The 23,448-nt window shown below is 72.6% G+C and carries 21 protein-coding genes, 3 tRNA genes and 1 pseudogene; 11 read left to right on the top strand and 14 right to left on the bottom strand.

What is annotated here, in order from left to right; translation table 11 throughout:
* Positions 1 to 13 precede the first annotated feature (13 nt).
* Both G567_RS0116820 and G567_RS0116815 read right to left on the bottom strand, forming a co-directional pair.
* The gene (locus G567_RS0116820) at positions 14 to 274 is read right to left on the bottom strand and encodes a hypothetical protein (protein ID WP_028930897.1); all 261 of its coding nucleotides are present in this window, start codon (positions 272 to 274) and stop codon (positions 14 to 16) included.
* Between the two features lie 228 nt (positions 275 to 502).
* The gene (locus tag G567_RS0116815) at positions 503 to 1,336 is read right to left on the bottom strand and encodes a serine hydrolase domain-containing protein (protein WP_028930896.1); all 834 of its coding nucleotides are present in this window, start codon (positions 1,334 to 1,336) and stop codon (positions 503 to 505) included.
* Between the two features lie 64 nt (positions 1,337 to 1,400).
* On the opposite strand from G567_RS0116815, the gene G567_RS0116810 reads away from it, so the two are divergent.
* Positions 1,401 to 2,264, top strand: a complete 864-nt coding sequence (locus tag G567_RS0116810; protein ID WP_028930895.1) for a DUF72 domain-containing protein — start codon at positions 1,401 to 1,403, stop codon at positions 2,262 to 2,264.
* Between the two features lie 162 nt (positions 2,265 to 2,426).
* Here the strand turns inward: G567_RS0116810 and G567_RS29450 are convergent, their stop codons facing one another.
* From G567_RS29450 to G567_RS29445, 5 genes are all read right to left on the bottom strand, one after another.
* The gene (locus G567_RS29450) at positions 2,427 to 3,563 is read right to left on the bottom strand and encodes an MFS transporter (RefSeq protein ID WP_245585673.1); all 1,137 of its coding nucleotides are present in this window, start codon (positions 3,561 to 3,563) and stop codon (positions 2,427 to 2,429) included.
* 205 nt (positions 3,564 to 3,768) lie between these two features.
* On the bottom strand, positions 3,769 to 5,379 hold the full coding sequence (locus tag G567_RS0116800; protein WP_028930894.1) for an acyl--CoA ligase family protein: 1,611 nt from the start codon (positions 5,377 to 5,379) through the stop codon (positions 3,769 to 3,771).
* Between the two features lie 127 nt (positions 5,380 to 5,506).
* A complete protein-coding gene (locus G567_RS0116795; protein WP_028930893.1) occupies positions 5,507 to 5,701 on the bottom strand; it encodes a ferredoxin in 195 nt (64 codons plus the stop codon).
* Between the two features lie 27 nt (positions 5,702 to 5,728).
* Entirely contained in the window at positions 5,729 to 7,627 is a 1,899-nt protein-coding gene (locus G567_RS0116790; RefSeq protein WP_211223952.1) for a propionyl-CoA synthetase, read from the bottom strand.
* 77 nt (positions 7,628 to 7,704) lie between these two features.
* Positions 7,705 to 8,085: a hypothetical protein gene (locus tag G567_RS29445; RefSeq protein ID WP_051233204.1), complete on the bottom strand. Its 381-nt coding sequence runs from the start codon at positions 8,083 to 8,085 to the stop codon at positions 7,705 to 7,707.
* A gap of 287 nt (positions 8,086 to 8,372) precedes the next feature.
* On the opposite strand from G567_RS29445, the gene G567_RS0116780 reads away from it, so the two are divergent.
* The 6 genes from G567_RS0116780 (at position 8,373) to G567_RS0116755 (ending at position 10,533) form a co-directional block, all read left to right on the top strand.
* A complete protein-coding gene (locus tag G567_RS0116780) occupies positions 8,373 to 8,600 on the top strand; it encodes a hypothetical protein (protein ID WP_028930891.1) in 228 nt (75 codons plus the stop codon).
* Between the two features lie 306 nt (positions 8,601 to 8,906).
* Positions 8,907 to 8,979: transfer RNA gene (locus tag G567_RS0116775), tRNA-Glu, on the top strand.
* Between the two features lie 19 nt (positions 8,980 to 8,998).
* Positions 8,999 to 9,072: transfer RNA gene (locus G567_RS0116770), tRNA-Asp, on the top strand.
* Positions 9,073 to 9,105: 33 nt separating this feature from the next.
* A tRNA-Phe gene (locus G567_RS0116765) sits at positions 9,106 to 9,179 on the top strand.
* A gap of 308 nt (positions 9,180 to 9,487) precedes the next feature.
* Complete coding sequence (locus tag G567_RS0116760; RefSeq protein WP_147201037.1) at positions 9,488 to 9,835, top strand: ArsR/SmtB family transcription factor; 348 nt, start codon at positions 9,488 to 9,490, stop codon at positions 9,833 to 9,835.
* On the top strand, positions 9,832 to 10,533 hold the full coding sequence (locus tag G567_RS0116755; protein WP_028930889.1) for a cation diffusion facilitator family transporter: 702 nt from the start codon (positions 9,832 to 9,834) through the stop codon (positions 10,531 to 10,533). Before G567_RS0116760 ends, G567_RS0116755 begins: the two co-directional genes overlap by 4 nt.
* 21 nt (positions 10,534 to 10,554) lie before the next feature.
* Here the strand turns inward: G567_RS0116755 and G567_RS37235 are convergent, their stop codons facing one another.
* Together G567_RS37235 and G567_RS32260 are read right to left on the bottom strand one after the other, a co-directional pair.
* Entirely contained in the window at positions 10,555 to 10,983 is a 429-nt protein-coding gene (locus tag G567_RS37235; protein WP_147201025.1) for a nuclear transport factor 2 family protein, read from the bottom strand.
* Positions 10,887 to 11,333, bottom strand: a pseudogene (locus G567_RS32260) (YybH family protein). Before G567_RS32260 ends, G567_RS37235 begins: the two are co-directional and overlap by 97 nt.
* 132 nt (positions 11,334 to 11,465) lie before the next feature.
* On the opposite strand from G567_RS32260, the gene G567_RS0116740 reads away from it, so the two are divergent.
* Positions 11,466 to 12,629, top strand: a complete 1,164-nt coding sequence (locus tag G567_RS0116740; protein ID WP_028930888.1) for an FAD-dependent monooxygenase — start codon at positions 11,466 to 11,468, stop codon at positions 12,627 to 12,629.
* Positions 12,630 to 12,714: 85 nt separating this feature from the next.
* Positions 12,715 to 13,344 (top strand): mycofactocin system transcriptional regulator, encoded by a 630-nt coding sequence (gene mftR, locus G567_RS0116735; RefSeq protein ID WP_028930887.1) that lies wholly within the window; start codon positions 12,715 to 12,717, stop codon positions 13,342 to 13,344.
* Here the strand turns inward: mftR and G567_RS29435 are convergent.
* The 3 genes from G567_RS29435 to G567_RS29430 form a co-directional block, all read right to left on the bottom strand.
* Positions 13,291 to 14,715, bottom strand: a complete 1,425-nt coding sequence (locus G567_RS29435; protein ID WP_051233203.1) for an FAD-dependent oxidoreductase — start codon at positions 14,713 to 14,715, stop codon at positions 13,291 to 13,293. The two genes, mftR and G567_RS29435, sit on opposite strands and share 54 nt — an antisense overlap.
* 60 nt (positions 14,716 to 14,775) lie before the next feature.
* Entirely contained in the window at positions 14,776 to 16,881 is a 2,106-nt protein-coding gene (locus G567_RS0116725; RefSeq protein WP_028930886.1) for an ATP-binding protein, read from the bottom strand.
* Positions 16,882 to 16,985: 104 nt separating this feature from the next.
* Positions 16,986 to 17,708 carry a class I SAM-dependent methyltransferase gene (locus G567_RS29430; RefSeq protein ID WP_051233202.1) on the bottom strand — a complete coding sequence of 241 codons (723 nt, stop codon included), beginning with the start codon at positions 17,706 to 17,708 and terminating at the stop codon, positions 16,986 to 16,988.
* Positions 17,709 to 17,791: 83 nt separating this feature from the next.
* Here G567_RS29430 and G567_RS0116715 point away from each other — a divergent pair, with 83 nt between their 5' ends.
* Together G567_RS0116715 and G567_RS0116710 are read left to right on the top strand one after the other, a co-directional pair.
* The gene (locus G567_RS0116715) at positions 17,792 to 18,646 is read left to right on the top strand and encodes an AfsR/SARP family transcriptional regulator (RefSeq protein WP_028930885.1); all 855 of its coding nucleotides are present in this window, start codon (positions 17,792 to 17,794) and stop codon (positions 18,644 to 18,646) included.
* A gap of 11 nt (positions 18,647 to 18,657) precedes the next feature.
* Positions 18,658 to 19,314 carry a hypothetical protein gene (locus tag G567_RS0116710; protein ID WP_028930884.1) on the top strand — a complete coding sequence of 219 codons (657 nt, stop codon included), beginning with the start codon at positions 18,658 to 18,660 and terminating at the stop codon, positions 19,312 to 19,314.
* A 741-nt stretch (positions 19,315 to 20,055) separates the two neighbouring features.
* Here the strand turns inward: G567_RS0116710 and G567_RS0116700 are convergent.
* Both G567_RS0116700 and G567_RS29420 read right to left on the bottom strand, forming a co-directional pair.
* The gene (locus G567_RS0116700) at positions 20,056 to 20,328 is read right to left on the bottom strand and encodes a DUF4242 domain-containing protein (RefSeq protein ID WP_028930883.1); all 273 of its coding nucleotides are present in this window, start codon (positions 20,326 to 20,328) and stop codon (positions 20,056 to 20,058) included.
* Positions 20,329 to 20,408: 80 nt separating this feature from the next.
* Positions 20,409 to 23,414 carry an ATP-binding protein gene (locus G567_RS29420; RefSeq protein ID WP_051233201.1) on the bottom strand — a complete coding sequence of 1,002 codons (3,006 nt, stop codon included), beginning with the start codon at positions 23,412 to 23,414 and terminating at the stop codon, positions 20,409 to 20,411.
* Positions 23,415 to 23,448 lie beyond the last annotated feature (34 nt).

Genomic DNA, 23,448 nt, shown 5'->3' with positions numbered 1-23,448 from the left:
CTGGCCCTGCGGCTCAGGCCGACCGCAGGGTGGGTGTGATCTCGTCCGGGGCGGGCGCGTCCGCGGCCGGATGCTCGACGAGCGCGAGCACCCGGTTGGCGAGGAACCGTGCGGTGCGCACGGTCGTCCCGCCGCGGGTGACCTCACTGACCTCGATCACGCCGCGCCCGTGGGCGATGTCCACCCGGCGGCCGGCACGCGTCGCCACGACGTCGTACGTGTGGGTCGTGCCGCTCCCCGCGTCGATGACGATCTCGACCCGATCGCCCTTCATGGTGGTGCCGTCCTTATGCCAGAGAGGTAGAGGGTCCGAGCCGGACGGCGGTCGCCTCGCGGCGAGTGGCGCACCGCGGCTCCAGCCGGACGGTATTCCGCGGCGGCGGTTATCAATTGCGGCCCGGGGACACGGTCCGCCCGACTCGGACAGCTCGTACAACCACCGACCCCCCCCGGATCATTCCCCGATGCCGGATGCGGCATCGACCACTGCGCCGAGACGCCGCTATCGCATGGCCCGCAGCGCGGCGAGCACCCGATCGGCATAGGGCGGCCAGGCCTCGATCGCCCACGGCCCGAAATCCCGGTCGGTGAGCACCACGCAGGCTGCCCCGGCGTCCGGGTCGACCCACAGGAAGGTCCCGGACTGGCCGAAATGCCCGAACGTCCGGGACGAGCTGGTGGTTCCCGTCCAGTGCGGGGACTTCCCGTCGCGCAGCTCGAAGCCCAGACCCCAGTCGTTGGGTTGCTGGCGGCCGTAGCCGGGCAGCACCCCGGCAAGGCCCGGAAACGCGACCTCGACCGCGCCGGCGAGCGTCGACGCCGCGACGAGCAGCGGGGACTGCAGATCGGCCGCGAACCGGGCCAGGTCGGCGGCGGTGGACACCGCCCCGGCGCCGGGTGAGCCCTCCAGGCGGGTACTGGTGAGCCCGAGCGGTTCGCACACCGCCTCATGGAGATAGTCGGCGAACGGCATGCCGCTCACGTCCGCGATCGTCGCGCCCAGCACCTCGAACCCGGTGTTGGAGTAGATCCGCCGGGTACCGGGGCGGGCCTGTACGGCGTCGGAATCGAAGGCGAGACCGGACGCATGCGCGGCGAGGTGCCGCACGGTCGAGCCCTCCGGCCCGGCCGGGTCGTCCCATTCGACCGCGCCCTCCTCCACGGCGACGAGCGTCGCGTACGCCGTGAGCAGCTTGGTCACCGACGCCAGCCGGAACGGGTGGTCCTGCTCCCCTGCGGCCGCCAGCACGGAACCGTCGGAGGCGACGAGCACCGCCGCCGCATGGTCGACGGGCCAGTCGAGGACGCCGCCGACCGCCTTGCGCACATCAGACACAAACCCATCCTCTCGGGCATCCGGTCGGAGTGCCGCACGGGGATACTCCCGATTCGTGGCCGAGATCAGAATCGGGACGTCGGGCTGGCGGTACCCGCCCTGGCGCGGCGTCTTCTACCCGCCCGGCCTGCCGCAGCGCGCGGAACTCGGCTACCTGTCCCGCGCGGTGACGAGCATCGAGATCAACGGCTCGTTCTACTCGCTGCAGCGCCCGCAGCGATACCGCGCCTGGGCCGCGGACACCCCCGATGACTTCGTCTTCGCGGTCAAGGGACCGCGGTTCGTCACGCACATGAAGCAGCTGCGCGACGTCGAGGCGCCGCTGGCCAACTTCTTCGCCTCGGGGGTGCTGGCCCTCGGCCGCAAGCTGGGGCCGGTGCTCTGGCAGCTACCGCCGCGGATGCGGTTCGACCGTGCGCGGCTCACCGCGTTCCTCGACCAGCTCCCGCGGAATACTCACGCCGCCGCCGAGCTCGCGTCCCGGCACGACGAGCGCCTCGACGGTTGGGCACTGACCAGCACCGATGTCGATCGTCCCGTCCGGCATGCGCTCGAGGTACGCCACCCGAGCTTCGCCTCGGCCGAGCTCGTCGGACTGCTGCGGGAGCGCGACATCGCGTTGGTGGTGGCCGACTCGGCGGGCGTCTGGCCGCATCTGGCGGACATGACGGCCAGGCACTGCTACGTTCGGCTGCACGGTGACACCGAGCTCTACACCAGCGGTTACACCCCGGCCGCGCTCGACGACTGGGCGGCGAAGGTGCGCGCCTGGCATGCGGGGGAGTCGCCGGTCACCCCATACACCGTCGCCCCGCCCACGCCGCGGCTCCCCGCGGGACGCGACGCGTTCGTGTACTTCGACAATGACGTCAAGGCGCATGCGCCGCGCGACGCGATCGCGTTGGCCGATCGGCTGGCGCGAGATTGAGCCGACCACCCCGCCGGGATGGCACGCGGGTCTCGCCGGGTGTTGCGGGCGGACGTCACCGGGTGCAGCGCCTGGAACTCGCCGGAATCGCCGGCGTCGGTGATCCCACGGTGGTGTGCGAGGCGGTCAGTAGGGCCGCGTTGCGGCTGCTGCTCGATCAGCTCAGCGCTGCAGCGACGGCTGTGCGGACGCCGACCGCCGGGACCGACCGTGTACCACCAGCATCCGGCGCCCGATGACCATTCCGGTCGCGGCCACCAGGATCGTCCCCGCGCAGGTCAGCCAGGCGGTGGAGAACCCGGCGTGGGTGGCGAGGAACCCGAACCCGATCGGGCCGATGAAGCCGCCCGCGTACACGCCCATCTGCACGATCGACGTGGCCGCCGCGGGCGCCGACGGATTGAGCCGGACCACCGCGAACTGCAGCAACCCCGGCCACGCCCAGCCCAGCCCGAAGGCCAGGACCGTGCCGACGACCAGCGCCGGGGCGCCGGGTACGGCCAACAGTGCCATCCCGCCCGCACCGAGCCCCAGGCTCGCTGCGACGACGGCGATATGCCCGCCGTCGCGGCGGTCGGCGAACCAGCCGTGCAGCAGCCGGCAGGACAGCCCGACCACGCTGCCCATGGTCAGCACCAGCCCCGCCGTCCCGGGGCCGACGCCGCGGTCGACGGCCGAGGCGACGAGGAAGATGCCCAGGGCGGTCGCGGTCGCCGCGGCAAGCCCGGACGCCACGGCGATCACGCTCAGCGCTGCGGTGGCCCGTTCGCCGGGATCGGCGCGGACGCGCGGGGGCGTGGCTATCCCGCGCGGCGCGACGAACAGCGTGGTGAGCGCGAGGCCGGCGGCCAGGACGTAGGCCCAGCGCCACCCGACGGTCAGCGCGACGGACGGCACCGCGGCCCCGGACAGCAGCGTGGCCAACGGAATCGCGGCCTGTTTGATCCCGAAGGAGAGCCCGAGCCGATGTGCCGGGATCGAGCGGGCCAGGGCGAGGTTTGCCGACAGCTGGCCCATCACGTTGCACCATGCGCTGCACAGCAGGATCGCGACGAGCGCGCCGTAGGACCGGGCGCCCGCCGCGAGCACGACCATCGCGACCGCGACACCGAGCACGGCGACCCGGCTGGTCGCGCGGGAGCCGAACCGCTCGACGAGCCAGCCCACCGGGAGCGAGGTCAGGGCGCTGACCCCGAAGTACAACGCGACCACGAGGCCGAGCCCGGCCGGGTCGAATCCGAGTTCGGCCGAGATCTGAACCGCCAGCGCGCCGGTGAGGAAGACGGGCAGCACGGTCACGGTCGTCGTCGCGATCGCCCCGGCGGCCGCGCGCAGCCCACCCCCGTTCGCAGCATGGTGGCTTTGCTCCGGTCGGACCGGAGCAAAGCCACCATGCTGCGGCGAGGATGCAGGCACGCCACGGTCGCCATGCACGCTGAGCAATGCTAACCGACGAGCGGCCCGACCTCATGGGCCATGCGCGCCCAATGTTGCGGCGGCGACATCAGCCGCGGATGCGGCTGGGCCCCTGGCCCGCCCACTCCTTCTCGCGCAGCTCGAACTTCTGGATCTTTCCGGTGGAGGTCTTGGGCAGCTTGTCGACGATCTCGACGGCCTTGGGCGCCTTGTAGCGGGCGATCTTGACCTTCACGTGCTCGATGAGGTCCTCCTCGGTAGCGCTTTGTCCCTCGGCCAGGACGACGAACGCCTTGGGGCGCTCGCCCCATTTCTCGTCGGGAATCCCGATCACCGCCACCTCCAGGACCGCCGCGTGCGACATGACCGCCTGCTCGACCTCGATCGTGGAGATGTTCTCCCCGCCGGAGACCACGACATCCTTGGCCCGGTCGCGCAGCTCGACGTAGCCGTCGGGGTGCATGACGCCCAGGTCACCGGAGTGGAACCAGCCACCGGCGAACGCCTTCTCGGTGGCCTCCGGGTCGTTGTGGTAGCCGGCCATCACGTTGTTGCCCCGCATCACGACCTCGCCCATCGTGACCCCGTCGGCGGGGACGTCGTTCATCTGGCCGTCGACGACACGGATCGGCTCGGCGCACACCATCCCGACCCCCTGCCTGGACTGCTTCCTGGCGCGTTCCTCGGGGTCCAGGCCGTCCCAGGCCCGCTGGTACTGGTTGACCGAGTAGGGCCCGTAGGTCTCGGTCAACCCGTAGACGTGCACGATCCGGAAGCCCATCTGTTCCATCTGGAGGATCGTCGTCGGGCTCGGCGGGGCGCCCGCGGTGGTGATGACGAGCTGGTAGTCCAGCGCCCGCGCCTCGGGTGCTCGCATGATCGTCGTGACGACGGTGGGCGCCCCGTTGAGGTGCGTGACCCGATGCTCGGTGATCAGTCGCCAGATCACGTCGCCGCGCACCTCACGCAGGCAGACGTGGGTGCCCCCGATCGCCGTCACCGCCCACGCGGTACACCAGCCGTTGCAGTGGAACATCGGCAGCGTCCACAGGTACACGCTGTCCGGGCTGTGCGAGGAGTGCACGATCTCGCCGAACGAGTTGAGGTAGGCCCCGCGGTGGGTGTACTGGACGCCCTTGGGTTTGCCGGTGGTGCCGGAGGTGTAGTTGATCGACAAGGTCGTGTTCTCGTCGTCGACCTCCCACGGCAACGGCTCGTCGGTGCCGCGGGCCAGCAGGTCGGCGTAGCTGACGCCGCTGCCGACGCCGTCGCCCGGATTAGCCGGGTCGACCACCGTGACGATCTCCTGCACAGTCGCCAGCTCGCCCGCGACCCGCGCCACCCCCGGGTACAGCGCGGCATCCGCCACCAGCAGCTTCGCCCCGGAGTGGTCGAGGATGTAGCGGATCTCCTCGCTGGAGAGCCGGGTGTTGATCGCCACCAGCACGGCGCCGGCCAGCGGCACCGCGAAATGTGCCACCAGCAACTCCGGGATGTTCGGTAGCAGATAGGCCACCCGGTCGCCCGGTTCGACGCCCGAACTGCGCAACGCCCGCGCCAACCGGGTCGCCTCGGCCGCGAACTCGGCGTAGGTGTGCCTGCGGTCGTCGTAGACGATCGCGGTCTTGTTCGGGAAGACCTCCGCCGAACGGCGCAGGAACGCCAGGGGCGTCAGCGGGGTGTTCCAGACGGTGGTCATCGGTGCACTCCTCGGGTTCAGGGCATCGGGAATGCGATCCTGACCGGTCGCGCGGTGGGGTGGCAAGCCACCGCCTGGCCGAGGCGCTAGTTCGTCGAGGCGCTCGCCACCCGCCCAGATCACCCCCCTAGTCGTCCTGGATCGAGATGGCCGCGCGCGGGCAGCTGCGCACGGCCTCCTCGATCTTGGGCCGCAACGCCTCGGGCGGGTTCTCGTCGAGGATGTAGAGGAAATCGTCCTCCCGCACCTCGAACACCTCGGGCGCGATGCCCATGCATACGGCGTTGCTCTCGCACAGATCGAAGTCCACGACGACCTTCATGGGGTCATCCTGCCACTGCCCGGGCGGCTACGACCGGCGCAGCACCGGACGCAGCGAATCCAGCACCGATGCGTCGTCGATGGTGGAGGGCACGGGCTCCTCGCGACCGTCGGCGATGCTGCGCATGGTCTTGCGCAGGATCTTGCCCGAACGGGTCTTGGGCAGGGCCGCAACGATCGCGACGTCGCGGAGCGCGGCGACCGCGCCGACCTGGTCGCGCACCATCTGCACCAACTCGGCCGTGATCGCTTCCTCGTCGGCGTCGACCCCCGCCTTGAGCACGACGAAGCCGCGCGGGATCTGGCCCTTGAGCTTGTCGGCGACGCCGATGACGGCGCATTCGGCGACGGCGGGGTGGGTCGCGAGGACCTCCTCCATGGTGCCGGTGGACAGCCGGTGACCGGCCACGTTGATGACGTCGTCGGTGCGGCCCATGACGAACAGGTAGCCGTCGGCGTCGAGATGCCCGCCGTCGCCCGTGAGGTAGCGGCCCGGGAACGCCGACAGATAGGATTCGACGAACCGTTCGTCGTCGTTCCACAGCGTGGGCAGCGAGCCCGGCGGCATCGGCAGCTTGACGACGATCGCGCCGTCGGTGCCGGCCTCGACCGGCCTGCCGTCGGCGTCGACGACCTGCACATCCCAGCCGGGCAGCGGCTTGGTCGGAGAGCCGGGCTTGATCGGCAGCAGCTCGATGCCCGCCGGGTTGGCGACGATCGGCCAGCCGGTCTCGGTCTGCCACCAGTGGTCGATGACCGGAATGGACAGCAGGTCGGAGGCCCAGCGGTAGGTCTCCGGATCGAGCCGTTCACCGGCCAGGTAGAGGTACTCGAGCTTCGAGAGGTTGTAGTCCGCCAGGTGCTCGCCCTTCGGATCCTCCTTCTTGATCGCCCGGAACGCGGTCGGTGCGGTGAACATCGACTTGATCCCGTGTTCGGCGATCACCCGCCAGAACTGCCCGGCGTCGGGGGTGCCGACGGGTTTGCCCTCGTAGAGCACGGTCGTGGCGCCGGCCAGCAGCGGGCCGTAGACGATGTAGGAGTGCCCGACCACCCAGCCGACGTCGGAGGCGGTGAACATCGCCTCACCCGCGCCGACGGCGTAGACGTTGGGCATCGTCCAGTTCAGCGCGACCGCGTATCCGCCGTTGTCGCGCACGACGCCCTTGGGTTTTCCGGTGGTGCCGGAGGTGTAGAGGACGTAGAGCGGGTCGGTCGACTTGACCGGCACCGGGTCGACCGGCGTCGCCGCCGCCATCGCCTCCGCCCAGTCGATGTCGTCCTCGCCCATCGCGGCCTCGGCCTGCGGGCGCGCCAGGATGACCCGCTTGCCGGGTTTGTGCTCGGACAGTTCGATGGCCTTGTCCAGCAGCGGCTTGTACTCGATGATCCGCTTGCCCTCGATACCGCACGATGCCGACACGATCACCGAGGGCGCGGCGTCGTCGATACGGATCGCGAGCTCCTTGGGCGCGAATCCGCCGAAGACCACCGAGTGCACCGCACCGATCCGCGCACAGGCCAGCATCGCGATCGCGGCCTCGGGGACCATCGGCATGTAGATGACGACCCGGTCGCCCTTGCCGACACCGAGTCCGTGCAGGACACCCGCGAACGTCGCTACCTCGTCGCGCAGTTGCCGGTAGGTGTAGGTCCGCTTGGTGCCGGTGACCGGGCTGTCGTAGATCAGCGCCGCCTGGTCGCCGCGTCCGGCGTCGACATGCCTGTCGAGTGCGTTGTGCGCGACGTTCAGCTCCCCGTCGGAGAACCAGCGGTAGAACGGCGGGTTCGACGAGTCGATTGCCGTGGTCGGTGACACATACCAGTCGATCGCATCGGCGGCACGCAACCAAAAGGCCTCTGGGTCCTCCACACTGGCGCGGAAGATCTTTTCGTACTCGCCCACGTGTCGGCCTCCTTTGTGCATCCTCGATCGGTTCCGGAAGACACTAAACCTTGCTCTCCGCCCACGCAGGCGCCTTACGCCCTTCGCGGACGCCGCGCTCACGGCCGGCGGCGGCGGCGGAACGGGCGTCGGCGCTGGTCCTCCTCGACGACGGGAAGCGGCCCGGTCGGAGTGTCCTCCCGGTCCAGCCGGTCGATCACCCACTCGACGGCCATCGCGCTCGGTGAGACCCCGCGTTCGGCCGCGAGCCGGCGCAGCTGCTCGATGCGCGGCGCGGGCATGCGCAGCTGGAAGACCTGCGCGGAGCCGAACCGTCCGGTCAGCGCCGTCGCTCCGGGATCGGACTCGGGCGCCAGCGCGGCCAGGTAGGAGTCGAGCTCGGGATCGTGTGATGCGAGATCGGTGTCGCCCTGTTCAGCGGCCGGCTGCTGGTCGGGTCCGCGGTGGCGCGAGCGCGAGCGGTCGCGGAACGGGGGCATGGAGGCAGCCTACGGGGTGGTCGGGCTGTCGCGAGGACAACAGAACGAACACTGTCGATTCCGGTAGGTGGTCGGCCGTGCGCGAGGCCCGATCGCGCAGTCGGCGACCTCACCCGGGAAGAGGCGTGCGGAAGGTCAGCACGATAGGTAGCGTGCCGGTCACGGCCATGGGGATGGCCAGGCGACTTCTGGGGTGGGGCGGGAACTCAGACGGCTCGCGGGTTCGTTCGCGCTTGCGAGAGATTCTTGTTGCGCAGCCAGATGACGACCGGACGGGGAGGGCGTCGATGAGCGGAATCGGCAGCGTACGGCGGGAAATCGGCGAGGACCGAGCAGGCTCGATTCCGACCCCGCGGACAGCGGCGGACGCCTACCGCGTCTCGGACGACCAGGTGCATCGCGCCCGCCTGATCGTGGCCCGGAACTCATCCGACTCGGAGGACCTGCGCCAGCTCCTCGACATGCTCGGGCTCATCTCGTCGAGTCCTGGCCAGCCGCCGCCGGTCAGCCGCTGAGATCGGCCCGGGCGGACCGGTACGCACCCCCCGGTCGTGGCATACCGGCCGGGCCCGGGCCCCGAGAAGCTACCTGTTCGTCGGTTCGATCGCCGGATGAGACGAGCCAGTGGCCGAGATCATGACCGGTGGATCGGCCGGGCGGGAGGGCCCCTCGATGTACACCGAGCCGGACAGAGTGGCTCTGACCAGCGGTTTCGGTATCTGGTGGGGGTGGGTTCGCCCGGCTTGAACGGCTGCCCTATGCTTGTCCTCGCTCCCAACGGAAAGCCGTTGGAGGGCAAGGAACACCCTGCGGTGCTCCAAGCCCCCATCGTCTAGCGGCCTAGGACTCCGCCCTTTCAAGGCGGCAGCGCGGGTTCGAATCCCGTTGGGGGTACGGTAGTAGCAGACAGCAAGGCCCAGTGGCGCAGTTGGTTAGCGCGTCGCCCTGTCACGGCGAAGGTCGCGGGTTCGAGTCCCGTCTGGGTCGCTCCACACCGGGTTCCGGTTCGCCGGTCCGCCGGGCCAGGTAGCTCAGTTGGTACGAGCGTCCGCCTGAAAAGCGGAAGGTCGGCGGTTCGACCCCGCCCCTGGCCACAGTCAAGCCAGCACCGTCGGCTGGTAGGCTCCTCCGCCTCGTCGCTTCCGATCCAGGCCATCGCGCTATCTGTCCGGTCGGCGTGACGCGCCGGCATGGCGGGGTCTCATATCCCCTCGGGGTCCTCGGTGGCCAGATACGGCTGAGCGTCTCGTTCCCATGACAGCAGTAGGGCAGCGCGTCGTGGCTCCACAACGCGGCCGGGGCGCTCCGCTTCAGTGTCTTATGGCTCCACAACGTGCGGTGGGACCGGCAGGGAGCACATTATGGCTCTACAACGTCCCAGCGATAATATCGCCATGTGGCAATGAATGAGGTCGGGCCTGCCCCGGCGTCGGCGGTGGTGCTGTTCCGCTCGTTGGGCGACCCGGCGCGGTTGGCGATCGTGATGCGGCTGGCGGAGGGGGAGGCCCGGGTGGTGGACCTGACCCGCGGGCTGGGGCTGGCGCAGTCGACGGTGTCGAAACACCTCGCCTGCCTGCGGGACTGCCGGTTGGTGGACTTCCGCACGGAGGGCCGTCAGTCGTTCTACTCGCTGACCCACCCGGAGCTGATCGACCTGCTGCGCAGTGCGGAGAACCTGCTCGCGCGGACCGGGGAGGCGGTCGCTCTCTGCCCGGTCTACGGCGATCCGGCGCGGGAGATCGCGTCGTGAGCGAGCCGGCCGCGGCGGCCGACCGCCGTGCCGTCCTGCGTCGCCGCATCCGGTTGCTGGTCGCCGCCACGATCACCTACAACGTGATCGAGGCGATCATCGCGCTGTCGGCCGGGACGATCGCCTCGTCGGTCGCGCTGATCGGGTTCGGACTGGACTCGGTGATCGAGGTCAGCTCCGCCGCCGCGGTGGCCTGGCAGTTCTCCGGTCCGGACCCGGAACGCCGTGAACGGATCGCGTTGCGGGTGATCGCGGGCTCGTTCCTCGCGCTCGCGGTCTACGTGACCGTCGAGGCGCTGCGCACGCTGTTCGGCGGCGACGAGCCGGCGCACTCCACGGTCGGGATCGCGCTGGTGGCGGTCAGCGTGGTGGCGATGCCGTTCCTGGCGTGGGCGCAGCGTCGCGCCGGTCGCGAACTCGGTTCGGCCAGCGCCGTCGCCGATTCCAAGCAGACGCTGCTGTGCACCTACCTGTCGGCCGGGGTCCTGGTCGGGCTCGTCCTCAACGCGGCATTGGGCTGGTGGTGGGCCGACCCGCTCGTCGCGCTCGGGCTGGCCGTCGTCGCCGTGCGGGAGGGCCGGGAGGCGTTGCGCGGAGATAGCTGCTGTGCGCCGCTGCGGCTCGACGCCGACCCGGCGGACGACTGCGGCAGCCCGGCTGGGTGCACCGGTTCCTGCTGCGCGGGAGCGCCTCGATGACCGGCTCGGAATGGATGTGAGTTACGGCCGCAGATCGGTCCTCGCCTCGCCCGTCTGCGGGTCGTACGGGAACGAGAGGTGCCGGTGGCTCATCACCCATTCGCCGTCTCGCCGCTGGAACACCCGGGTTCCGCGGGACCAGTTCTCGACGACCTCACCGTCAGGCTGCTCCGCGCGCGCCCGGTCGAGGCCCCAGGCGACCGCGCCGGACGACGCGTCGAGACCGCGCCTGCAGACCTCCCGCGCGCTTCTCGTCCGATGAAGCTCAGCGGTTCGTCGTGCTCGTAGGAGACGACGTCCTCGACGATATACGCCATCAGCCCGTCGAGATCCTTCGCCGCGGTGCGGTCGAATCACCGCTGGTGAATGGCGCGCACCTCGCGCTCGCTCGCTGCGCCCGTTCCATCTCCGGTATCGGGGAACGAGTGGTGCTCGTGTGCGACGACCCATCGGCCGTGCTCCTTGCGCAACCCGAGGGTGAGGCGCAGGCGGTTCCCCGGGTTTTCGGCCAGCTCCTCCCGCGTTCCTCAGCACAGCAAGGTGTAGGCATAGGCGATGTCGCCGGCGGCGACGTCCAGGGACACGATCTCGAACGAGGCACCGTGCGCCTGCCATTCGAAGAAGGACGGCCACGTCTCGCGGTAGGCGTCGATGCCACGGACGCCTTCGTAGGGCGGCGGCACATCGAACATGACGATGCCGTCGGAGTGGTCGGCGAGGACCCCGTTCATGTCGCCGCGGTGCACCGCCGCGGCCCACTGCTCGATCAACGCCCGGATCTGCTTCTCGTCCTCCGTCATGCAATCTGGACTCCGCGCCGCGTCGGAACTCATCGCGCAACTGCCCTGGCGGGCTCGTGAGCGCCGGTGATCGTCCGGACGTTACTTGGGCGCTCACCGGCCCGTCAGGGCATGAGGTAACGGAGGTGGGGGATGGCGCGCGCGATCGTCGTCGGCGGTGGAATCGGTGGGCTGACCGCCGGGATCGCACTGCGGCAATGCGGCTGGGAGGTCACGGTCGTCGAGCGGGCGGCGGTCCTCGAGCCGGTCGGCGCCGGGATCGCGATCGCGGCGAACGCGCTGAAGGCGCTGGATACCGTCGGGCTCGGTGACCAGGTCCGCCGCCTGTCCCGGATCCAGGGCGTCGCCGGAGTGCGCCGTTTCGACGGTCGCTGGCTCACCCGAACCACCGAGGACGTGGCGGCCGCCCGCTACGGCGACTCGGTGGTCGTCCTGCTCCGCGCCCGGCTCGTCGAGATCCTTCTCGACCGGCTGGATCCCGACGTGCTGCAGCTCGGGCGCACCGTGCAGCACGTCGATCCCGAGCGCGGACGGGTGATGACCGACGCGGGAGACCTCGACGGCGACCTGATCGTCGGCGCCGACGGCATCGGGTCTCTGACCCGAAGCCTGGCGTTCCCCGGCCACCCCGGGCCCGAATACGCCGGGGTGACCGCGTGGCGGACGGTCGTGCCGTGGCAGGGGGAGCCGGTGCGGGCGACCGAGACCTGGGGCGGCCGGGGCCGGGTCTTCGGGGTCATCCCGCTGGCCGCCGACCTCGTCTACCTCTACGCGACCGACGGCGTCCCGGCCGGGCTGCGGGCCGACGACGAGCGAGCCGAGCTGCTGCGCGCGTTCGGTGACTGGCACGAGCCGATCCCCACGCTGCTGGCCGCCACCGACCCCGCCGCCGTCCTGCGCAACGACGTCTACTCGCTGCGCGCGCCGCTGCCGGCGATGCACCGCGGCCGGGTCGCGCTGCTCGGGGACGCCGCGCATCCGATGACCCCCAACCTCGGCCAGGGCGGGTGCCAGGCGATCGAGGACGCGGTGGTCCTCGCGCACGTTGCAGGCGAGGGCGCCGGCCGCGTCGACCTGCCGGCGTACACCGCGGCGCGGCTCGCCCGCGCCACCGCGCTGGTACGCCGCTCCTGGCGGGTCTGCCGGTTGACCCGGCTGCGCCACCCGGTGGCGCTCGGGCTTCGCGACGGGCTGCTGACCGCCGGGTCGTGGCTGTTCCCGGACCTGCTGCTGCGCTCCATGGACGACGTGCTGGGCTGGACGCCACCGGGGGTGCCGCCGCGCGGGCCGGCCTGATCAGGTCGCCGGGACCAGCAGGACCGCCGCCATGGGATGCTCAAGGCAGGCGCGAGCCTCACCCCGTGCCGCAGAGGAAGGGATGATGTCCACAGTTGCCGACGAAGGCGCACGAAGGGCAGGTCGCCGCCCGGTCACGTCGCGCGCCGAGATCGAACACATCGCCCTGGACCTGTTCACCGAGCGCGGTTTCGACACGACCACGGTCGACGACATCGCACACGCCGCCGGCATCGGCCGACGCACCTTCTTCCGGTACTACGCCTCCAAGAACGACGTGCCATGGGGCGCGTTCGACGAGCAGCTGCACCGGATGCGGGCGACGTTCGCCGCGCTGCCGCCCGACATCCCGGTCATGGCCGGCATCCGGGCCGCGGTGCTCGACTTCAACGAGGTCGCACCCGCGGAGCAGCCCTGGCACCGCAGGCGGCTGCGGCTCATCCTCGGCACTCCCGCCCTGCAGGCGCACTCGACGCTGCGCTACGCCGCCTGGCGGCAGGTTGTCGCCGACTATGCTGCCGAGCGGCTCGGGCAGCCCAGCGACGCGCTGATCCCGCAGACGATCGGGCACGCCAGCCTGGGCGTCGCGCTCGCGGCCTACGAGCGGTGGCTTGCCGCGGAGGGCTCGGACCTGCGCGCGCTGCTGGACGAGGTCTTCTGCTCACTCGAGCACGGCCTCATCGGCGCGGGCACCGACGGTGACTCCTGTCGCTGAGAGTCTCCGGCCTGCCGGTCCCGGGTGCGACAGCCCCCGGGGCCTGCGCGCCGGAGCTTGCAGCACTCGGACGACGACCCCGGGCCGCAACAGCGCCTGCGGGGGATCGACGAGGCCGGAGACTCGCACGAATGCGCGGGCCAGCCGCCCGTCGCGGGCGGCGGCTGCGTGCAGCCGGGCGACGTAGGCATTCAGGAACCGGACGGCGGGAGTGCGGCGTCCCTCGACACCGGGGAAGGCGAGATCGCCGCCGACCGCGATGCTCCATGGCCCGTCGATCACCCGGGCCGCGTCCCGGTGGAAGCGTGCCGGTCGTGGTTGTCCACCCCGTCTCAGGTGGCGGCGTAACGCGAGCGCCTCGAGCGCGGCGACGGTCATGCCCTGCCCGTAGACCGGGTTGAAGCTGCAGAGGCCGTCGCCGGTCACGAGGAGGCCGTCGGGAAACCGCGCCAGCCGTTCGTATCGGCGGCGCAGGCTCACCGGGAACCGGAACCGAACAGGGTCGTCGAGCGGTTCGGCGTCCCGGAGTGCCTGGTGGATGTCGGGGAACTGCAGGGACCGGGCGAACTCGACGAACCCGTCCGGCTCGGTGGGCGGATGGTCGCCGAGGACGCCGGCGAGCGTCAGCATCCACCGGCCGCCCTCCAGCCTGGCCAGGACACCGGCCCGCGGACGGCGGGCGGTCGGACCGTGCAGGATCGCCAGGTCACCGTCGAGTACGTCGCCCCCGATGCGGTACATGCGGGTCGCGTAGCCAACGTCGATGGGCACCCGTTGCTCCTCGGGCCGCCGATAGTCGAGCTCGTCGAGCCAGAGCGGGGTGCGCGACCCGCGGCCGGTCGCGTCGACGACGAGGTCGGCGGCGAGCACCTCCTCCACGCTGCCGTCGGCCCGGCGGATGATGCGCGCGCCGGTGACCCTGCTCCGGTCGGAGGTGGCGGCCAGGCCCAGGACGTCCGTGCGGTCCACGAACGTGACGCCGGGCAGAGCGTGCACCCGCGCCCGGACGTGGTGCTCGAGAAACGCGCGGCTCGCGCTCACCGCCACCAGACCCGTCTCGACCCGCCGCATCTGGTGCCCACCCAGATACATGCGCACGTCACGCAGGAAGTCGCCGGTCGGCACGCCTCCCGCTACCAGTTCTGCGGTCAACCCCGGGAACAGCTCCTCCAGCACCTGCTGGCCGCGGGCCAGCAGCGCGTGCGCGTGGCGGGCCTGCGGAACACCGCGGCGCGGGGCGCAGCCCACGGGCAGCGCGTCGCGCTCCACCACCGTCACCTCGGTGTAGGCGTCGGCCAGGACGCGGGCGGTGAGCAGCCCCGCCATGCCCCCGCCCAGCACGAGCGCGTGATCTCCGATCTGCGTGTCCATGGGGCCGAGGGTGCGCTGGACCGGTGACCGTTCTCCAGGTCAGCTGCTGTTCACTCGTGGTCACCTGTGCTCAGGGCCGTAGACCTCGCGCTCCCACAGCCAGGACACGATCCGGGCGAGTCCACGGCCGAGGTGTCGCCGATAGGTGCTGAACGGGAGCCCGAGGACGGCCGCCGCGGCCTCCTGCGTGCCCGCGGGCCGCAGGTAGGTGCGGTCGACCGCCCGCAGCAGCTTGTCATCGCCGGGGTGCCGGGCCAGCCCGTCGACGGCGTCTCGTAGCAAGGCCTCGAGCGTGCCGGCGCCCGGTTCGCCGTCCCCGGCGCGGTCGCACAACAGCCGGGTCCGCAGCAGCGGGTTGCGCGCGAGCAGGTCGGGCCGGTGCAGGTCGCGCAGCGCCTGCCGGACGGCGTCGGCGAACTCCGGCTGGGACAACACCAGCAGCGCCGGCGGCCGTACCGGCGGCGCGACGCGCACGTCCTCGGCGAGCGCGCGTTCGGTCACCAACTCCAGCCAGGCGACGACGGACAGCTGCCGGTAGTCGTGGGCGAACAGTCCGTAGCGCCGGCCGCCCACCGTGAAGTCGGCGCCTGCCGCGCGAGGGGTCTCCGCCACGGCGAAGTACTCGGCCCACCGGTCGGGCTCGGCGAGGGTGAGGAAGTTCCAGGCGAGGTTCGGGGTGTGCAGATGCCGCTGGATCGACAGGGCGGGCGCGACGGTCATCGTGGGCGACGGTGCCTGGTAGGCATGGGCGTCGATGACGAAGCGGGTCTGCCGGACGGCATCCCGGGCCCGCGGCGGCGCCTGCCGGTGGGCGAAGTCCCAGGCCGCCCGGGCGCCCGGATCGGCGGCGAGGTCCGCCGTGGAGGCTCGGGTCAGGTCGAGGAAACCGAGGACGCCCCGCACCGGGCTGTCGTGGCCGCCGAGGACGTAGAAGCCCTCGGGCTGGTGGTCCAGCCAGCGCTCGGCGATAGCCGCGGACTCCTCGCCCTCCCACGCCCGCACCAGGTCGAGGATCACCGTGCGGTCCTCGGGCCCGGCCTGCACCGGGTAGTGCCGGCCCAGCGACTCCCAGTCCACCGGCACCGCGACGCCGGGAAGGTTGCGAGATACGAACCTCTCGAACAGGAACTTCTCGTCGACGATCGCGCGCTGCTGCTCGCGACCCTCGGCGGCGGCCAGACGGGCGTGGATGTGGTTCCGGACGCCGCGGAACACGCGCCGGTAGCCGTCCAGGTCGCGCCAGCGCAGGTCGGCGGCCAGTGCGTCGCGGGCCAGGTCGTGGGGGAACACGCCGTCCGGGCCGGCCTCGACGAACGACAGCTCGCGCAGCCAACCGAACAGCTCGTGCGCGTCATCGAGCTCGAGGACGTCGCGCAGCTGGGACTCGGTGGTCACCCGGGCCAGCGCGCACACCTCCAGGGCACGCCGGCACAGCGCGCTCGGCACCGCCTCGACGAACCGTTGCAACAGGGTCCCCACGAGATCCGGGGTGAGCGGATCGGCCGGCATCTCGCCGTCCCGGGCGACCACGTCGGCCAGCAGCGACAACCCCAACGGATGGCCGTGCGTGACCGTGAGCATCCGCTCGTGCAGCGCCGGGTCCACTCCGCCGGCGCTGAGGTATCCGCGGCTGTCCTCCGGGCGCAGGTTGCGCAGGGAGACGACCCGAAGCAGGTCGCGCCAGCCGGGGTCGGCGCGCCACGCCGGAGTCGGTGGCTCGCGGCCGGCGAGCACCGTGATCGCCGTCGCCGGCAGCCGGGGCAGCAGCCGCGCGCGAATCCAGTCGTCGACCGGGGCGAGCCGCTCGTAGGTGTCGATCAGAAGCACGACCCGGCCGGGAGCGCTGATCACCCCGTCCCCGCCGGGGATGTCCAGGCTCGCCGCCAACGCCTCGGTCAGCGCCGACGGTGCGGGGTCCAGGTCGCGGCCGTCGAGGCGGGCCACCGTCGCGTCCGCCGCATCGGCGACCCCGGCGAACACGTCGAGCAGCGCGGTCTTCCCGATGCCCCCCGGTCCGTGGACGTGCAGCACCGAGAACGGCGGCTCGTCCTGCTGCAGTGCGTCGCGGAACAGGCTCGCCTCGGCGATGCGCCCCACGAAGTACCGGCCCCGGCGGCCTGCCAGCACCTCGCCGAGCGTCCCGGACGGCCCGCCCGCGCTGGTCATGCCGCTGATCGTAGGGGCGCTGATCAGCGTGGCGCATCTCAGCGACGGGCGCCGGTGGCTTCGCCGCCGGCGCGGGGGGCGACCGGCTCGCCGAGCGCCGACCGCTACGGACGGGCCTCGAGCACCATGTTGAACGGACTCTCCGCAACCCGCCGGACGTGCCGGTAGCCGGCCTCGGCGAGTACCGCCCGCAGCCGCGATTCGCCGGCCTGCGCGCCGAGACCGAGGCCGACCGGCTGGGACAGCGAGTTCGCCACGCACAGGAACGTCGACGCGCCGTAGTACAGGGCCGCTCCCGGGTTGTTCGCCAGGTTCGGGGCCAGGTCGTCGAACGCGAGCGGCTCGAAGAGCATCAGGGTGCCGTCCGGCGCCAGCGCCCGGCGGGCATGGGCGGCGGCGCCGACCGGGTCGCTGAGGTCATGCAGCGTGTCGAAGAAGCAGACCAGGTCGTGTTCCCCGGTCGGGTAGCCGGTGGTCTCGACGACCTCGAACCGCACCCGGTTGCTCACTCCGGCCTCGACGGCCCGCTTGCGAGCCACCTCGATCGAGCCGGGGTGCGAGTCGTATCCGACGAACTCCGACGCCGGGTAGGCCTGCGCCAGCAAGATCAGCGCGGCACCGTGGCCGGTGCCGATGTCGGCCACCCGGGCGCCGGAGCGCAGCCTGGCCTCCACGCCGTCCAGGGCCGGGATCCACTCGGTGATCAGGCTGTTGCGGTAGCTGACCCGGTAGTGCCACTCGGTGCCCTGGAGGTGTGCCGCGGCGGCGATCCGGTGCCGCTGCCCAGCAGCCGCCAGCGGGCCGTGCTGGCCGCGCTGCTGGTGCACGCGAACCGGCCGGTTCCCGCCGACGCGCTGATCGAGGCGGCGTGGGGTGAGGTGCTGCCGGCCGTGCCGCGCGCTACGAGACCTTGCGCGACCGGGCCGCCGATGCTCCCGCGCGGGCGGCGCTGGAGCTGCTGGACGCCGCCGAGCTGCTGTGGCGGGGGCCGGCCTACGCGGAGTTCGCCGAGCGCGACTTCACCCGGGCCGAGACCGTCCGGCTCAACGAGCTGCGACTGGCCACCGTCGAGGACCGCGCCGGCCTGCTGATGACCGCGCTGTACCGGGCCGGGCGGGTCGGCGAGGTGCTGGATCGCTACCAGGACTACCGGCGGCTGCTCGCCGACGAGATCGGGCTCGACCTGTCACCGAGCCTGAACGAGCTTCAGGTGCGGATCCTCAACCACGACCTGCCCGCCCCACGCGCATCCGGCCCGCCGCCCCCGCCTCGGTGGTCGGTGAGCGAGGCGGCGTTCCTCGGCCGCGACGACGACGCGGCGGAGCTGGTCGCCGCGCCGCTGTGCGACCGGCCGGTGGCCACCGACCTGGCCGAGCTGGTTGACGCGTCACTGGTCGTGAGCCGGGACGGTCCCGGCGGCGCCCGGCACCGGCTGCTGGAGATCGTGCGGGCCTTCGCCCCGGAGCGCCTCGCCGAGACCGATGTCGAGACCGACGTCCGCCGGGCCGCCCTGACCTGGGCGCTGCGGACCGGGCACATCGAGCTGGCCGGGCAGATCACGGGCGGGCTCGCCCTCGCCGCCATGCCCGGGACACTCCGGCCGGAGCTGGCCGGCTTGGTCCGGAAGATGGCCGAGCACCCGGGCGTCGGGGAGACGCCGGCGCGCTCGCCGCGCTCCAGCAGGGCGACCTGGACGCGGCCGAGACGCTGGCAGCCGTCGCGCGGGACGGGGTCCGGGAGGTCGACGAACGTTTCCTCGCGCTGACCGCACTGGGCGTGGCGAGGCTCTACCGGGGCGATCACGACCGATCCGCAACGTGCTGGCGGGAGCTGCTGTCCGTCGGGGGGCTGGCGCCGACCCGGCGGGTGGACGGCTACGCCACCCTGGCCCTGATCGCCTGCTGGCGCGGGGATGTCGCGGACGTCGCCGGTCCGCTGCTGGAGCGCTGGCTGCGGCTGGCCGCCTGGCCGCAGCTGTGGACGTCGCTGCGCGTTCTCGCCGAGCTGTTCGCCGCCCGGGGCCGCGACGAGACCGCCGCGCTGCTGCTCGCGGCGGCCGCCCAGGTGCCCTCCGCGCCGGCCGTCACCGGTGCGGACGCGAAGCGCTACCGCCGGCTGCACGACGTGCTGCAGGACCGGGTCGGCCCGCAGGTGCACGGAGGGATCTCGGAGCTGGCCGCGTTGCTGCCGCGGTCCCACGTCGTCGACCGGGCCCGGGTCGCGGTGGCGGAGCTGGGCCCGACCCTCCGCGGAGGCACGTTCAAGGAGGTGCTCAACGACGCCCTGCGCGCCGGACTGAGCCGCCTGGAGTCGCCGGCTCCGTCGCGTCCGACGTCCTTCACCCGGCCGGTCTCTCTGGGCCGGCCGGCCCTGCCGGACGTCGACGATGTCGCGGAGGTCCTTGTGCTCGTCGAGAACGACACCTACCGGTGATCCTGCTCGATGCGAACGTCCTGCTGTACGCGCACGTCGCCGACTACGCGCAGCACGCCGTGGCACGCCGGTGACTTGATGCCCGGCTCGGAGGATCGGCCCCGGTGGGGCTGCCGTGGCCGAGCCTGCTCGCGTTCGTTCGCCTCGTCACGAACCCACGTCTGTTCCCCCGCCCCGAGGCGATCGCCGACGCGTAGTCGACGAGGTCCGCTGCCGCGAGAGCCCGCCCGCGGTCGGCGGCGCGTCGGGCGGCATCGTTCCCGAGTCGTCCCACAACACGCTTCCAGGCGGCCGCCAGCCGCTCGACGGTCGCGCCGAACAGCGGTGGCGCCGAACAGCGGTGGACCCAGGTGCTCGCCGCCGACACCGCCGTACAGGACGGCCGGCGGCGGCGTCGCGGAGCCGCCTCGCTGCCTCGAGGGACCGACCGCCATCTCGCCGAGCATGGATCGGGCGCCTCTTCGCGCAGCCGTACGGCAACGCCGAGCCGCCGCGGGTGGCTCGGCGTCCTTCGGCGTCAGTGCGCGGCGGCGTACCCCGGCCGCGCCGTCGTCGGTCACCACGTGCATCCGACCGGACAGCACGTAGCCGACGTGCAGGGTCCGGCAGGACTCCCTGCCGACCAGCGGGCGCACCGACTCCGACCAGCGCCACCCGGGCTCCAGCACGAACCGGCCCGGGCGAATGTCCGGGTCTCGTCCGGATGCGCGAACGAGCGGGCGACCAGGGAGTCCACCGGGCTCACCCCGCGCGCGTCGGGTCGACGATGTCGTCGATCGGCATGATCGAGTCGCACGGGAAGCCACCGCGGCGGGCGTGCTCGCGGATGAGCTCGGGGTCGGAGGTGTAGTAGACGCAGTAGAGCTTGTCGTCAGTGACGTAGCTGTGCGCCCACTGCAGGTCCGGGGCCAGCTCGGCGAGCACGGCGTTGGACTTGGCCCAGACCTTCCGCCGGTCGGACTCGGGCATGTTCTGGATGCCGGGAACGGTGCGCTCGATCAGGAACTTTCGCATTGTCGTCTCCTTCGTGCGGGTCGATCTGGCGGGAGCAGACGTTAGGCAGCAGACCTTTCCGGTTTCTTTCCGGCGCCGCGCTACGGCCCCGCAACCGCGGGGTGACCGTCGCCCAGCAGCGCCCGCACCTCGGCGATCGCCACCGGCCACCGGCCCCGCCCGTGCCACAGGACCTCGACCACGGGCTCGGCCGCGGCGAGCAACCGCTCGGCAGCATCGACGTCGCCGGTTCGGGCGCGCACCGCCGCGGCCGGCACCAGGAACGGGACGCAGCAGAGCGGGCATACCTCGGCGGGGCGCACCAGGCTCACCTCGGCCGCGTCGAGGACGGCGAGCGCGGCGGCGTCGTCGGGGGCGACGCTGGCCATGGTGCCGTAGATGCGGGTGAGCAGATGCCGGGTGGACAACGGGGAGAACCGGGCGGCGTCCAGCGCGTCGTCGAGCAGCGGCCCGGCCGCCGCGGGCCTGCCCACGGCGATCGCCAGCTCGGCGAGCCGGTGCAGGGCGATCGCCTCGCCACCCCGCTCCCCGAGGGCGCGGTGCGCCCGGGCCCCCGCCAGCAGGTTCGCCTCGGCGGCGGCCAGGTCGCCGTCGAGGAACTGGGCCTCGCCCAGCACCGTGGTCGCGAACGCGGCCCCGCGGGCGGCCCCACCGCAGGCCGCGGCGCGGACGCGGACCGCGAACTCGGCCAGCTCGGCCCGGCCATCCGGGTCGTCCAGAACGATCTCGGCCACGCACAGGTGTGCGTCGGAGAGCATCCCCGCCAGCGCGGCCGCGTTGCGCGGGTCGAGTACGTCGGCGACCAGCTGTGCGCCGTACCGGCCCCGGCTGTGCGCCACCAGCGCGCGGAGCATGGTTGCGTCCAGCACGTCGACGGGCCTGCCGGCCAGTGTCGCCAGCAAGCCGGCCTGCCCGGCGGTCTGTTCGGCCTCGTCGATGCGGTCGGTGAACCAGGCGAGCAGGCCGGTGGTGAGCAGGTAGGCCAGGCGGGTCTGCTCGGTCGGGACGATCCCGTCCAGCGCCTGCACCGTGCCGGCGGCGTCGCCCGCCATGAGCAGGATGCGGGCCTGGCGGATGCGCAGCGCGTCCGCCGTCTCCCCGCTTGCCGCCGCGGCCGCGACACCGAAGGCCACCGGAGCACTCGGGTCGCCGCACGCGTAGCGGAACTCGGCGCGCCGGCACAGCAGGTCCAGCCGGTCCGGCTCGATCTCCAGACCGGTCTCCACATGCGTCAGCGCCTCGGCGACCGCGCCGCGCCCGGCGGCGCGGTCGGCCGCGCGAACCAGCCAGGGCAGCGCCTCCACGCCCCGCCCCGCGGCGACGAGGTGCCGCGCCACCCGCGCCGGAGGGGCGCCGGCGCCGGCGAGCCGCTCGGCCGCCTCCCGGTGCACGGCGGTCCGCCGGTGCGGCGGCAGTCCGTCGGCAAGGACTCGGCGTATCAGGGCGGTCTGGAACTGGTAGCCGCCGCCCGCCACCTCGATCAGCCCCGCGTTCATCGCCCGTTCCAGCAGGTCGTGGGCCGCATCCGGATCGAGGCCGGCCAGCGCCGCGAACTCGCCCGCATCAAGCTCCTCCTGCGCCACCGCGACCCTGCGCAATGCCTCGGTCAGCTCGGCGGGCAGCCGGCGTAACCGCGCGCCCACGACGGCCGCGGCGCCAGCCGTCACCTCGACCCGGCCGCATTCGGTGAGTCCCGCGGCGACCTCGACGGTGACGAGCGGGTGCCCGCCGGAGACCGCCCATACCTCGCGCAGGGTCTCCGGGGTGATCCTGCGCCCGCAGCGGTGTTCGAGGAGCTCGCGCGTCTCCTCGCGGGTCAGCGGGCCGAGCGTCACCTCGATCGAGCCCGGTCTGCCCACCAGCTCGGCACGAGCCTGTTCCGCGGCCGGCCGCGCGGGATCGGGTGCCATGGACAGCAGCACCGTGGCGCGGGCCCGGGCGCAGCGGGTGAACGCGACCAGCAGCCCGAGGGAGTCCTCGTCGGCGAGGTGCGCGTCGTCGACGAACAGCAGCACGGGCGCCGCCCCGGCGCTGCAGAGCCGGTCCAGCGCGGCGATCAGCCGGGCGCGGGTCGGCAGCGGGGACGGGTCGCGCATCGGCGCCGCGAACGCCGAACGGGCGTCCGCCGGCAGCGCCTCGGCCAGCTCCGGTCGCGTGGTGAGTGCGGCGTCGGCGGCCCGCAGCACCGCGGCGAACGGCAGATCGTCCGCCCCGAGCCCGGTGGTCCGCAGGACCAGCACCCCGTCGGCCGCCGCGGCGTCGACCAGCTGCTCGCACAGCCGGGTCTTCCCGATGCCGGATTCGCCGGTGACCAGCATGGCCCGCGTGCCTGCGCGCAGCGCGGCCCGCAGCCGGGACAGCTCGACCTCCCGGCCGACCAGGACGTCGCCCCGTCGGGCGCGGGTCAACGACCCGGTCACCTGACGGACCAGCGCGAGGGTCTCCGCGGCGGGGCCGACGCCGAGCTCGCGGTCCAGTGCGGCGCGCAGCCGTCCGAACTGGAGCAGCGCGGCGTGCCGGTCGCCGCGGGCGAGGTGACGGCGGATCAGGGCGCGGTGCGCGATCTCGTCGCACGGGTCGAGCTCCACGAGCTCGTCCCACCGCTGCGCGCCGCGCAGCATCTCCAGATGCAGCAGCCGCAACGCCTCGCGGCGTGGCACCGTCCAGTCGGCGTAGCGGCGGTCGGGCAGCAGCTCACCGAGATGGAGGTCCGCGGCGGCGGCATACAAGGTGGGGTCCTCGGTCGCCCGAGCCCGCCGGGCGGCCGCCTCGAACCGGTCGACGTCGATGGCGACCTCGTCGCCGGGGAACAGCGTGACCCGGCCGCCGCGCAGCGTCACCGCATCCGGGCCGAGCACCCGGCGGGCCCAGTGGGCGGCCCGGTGCAAGCTCGCTGCGCCCGCCTCGGCGGGGAGATCGGGCCAGAGCGCGTCGACCACCTGATCCCGCAGCAGCGATCTCGCCGGGGCCAGGGCGAGCAGCGCGACGAGGTCCGCGGCCCGCCGCGGGGGCCAGGCCGAGTCCGGGACCGGCCGGCCCCGCAGCGTCACCGCGAAGCCCCCGAGCAGCCGGACCTCCACGGGCACAGCCGCTATTGTGTAGGCAGCCTACGTAATTTCG

The sequence above is a fragment of the Pseudonocardia asaccharolytica DSM 44247 = NBRC 16224 genome, from assembly GCF_000423625.1.
Lineage (GTDB): Bacteria > Actinomycetota > Actinomycetes > Mycobacteriales > Pseudonocardiaceae > Pseudonocardia > Pseudonocardia asaccharolytica.
This window is presented reverse-complemented; position numbering and strand designations above follow the sequence as displayed.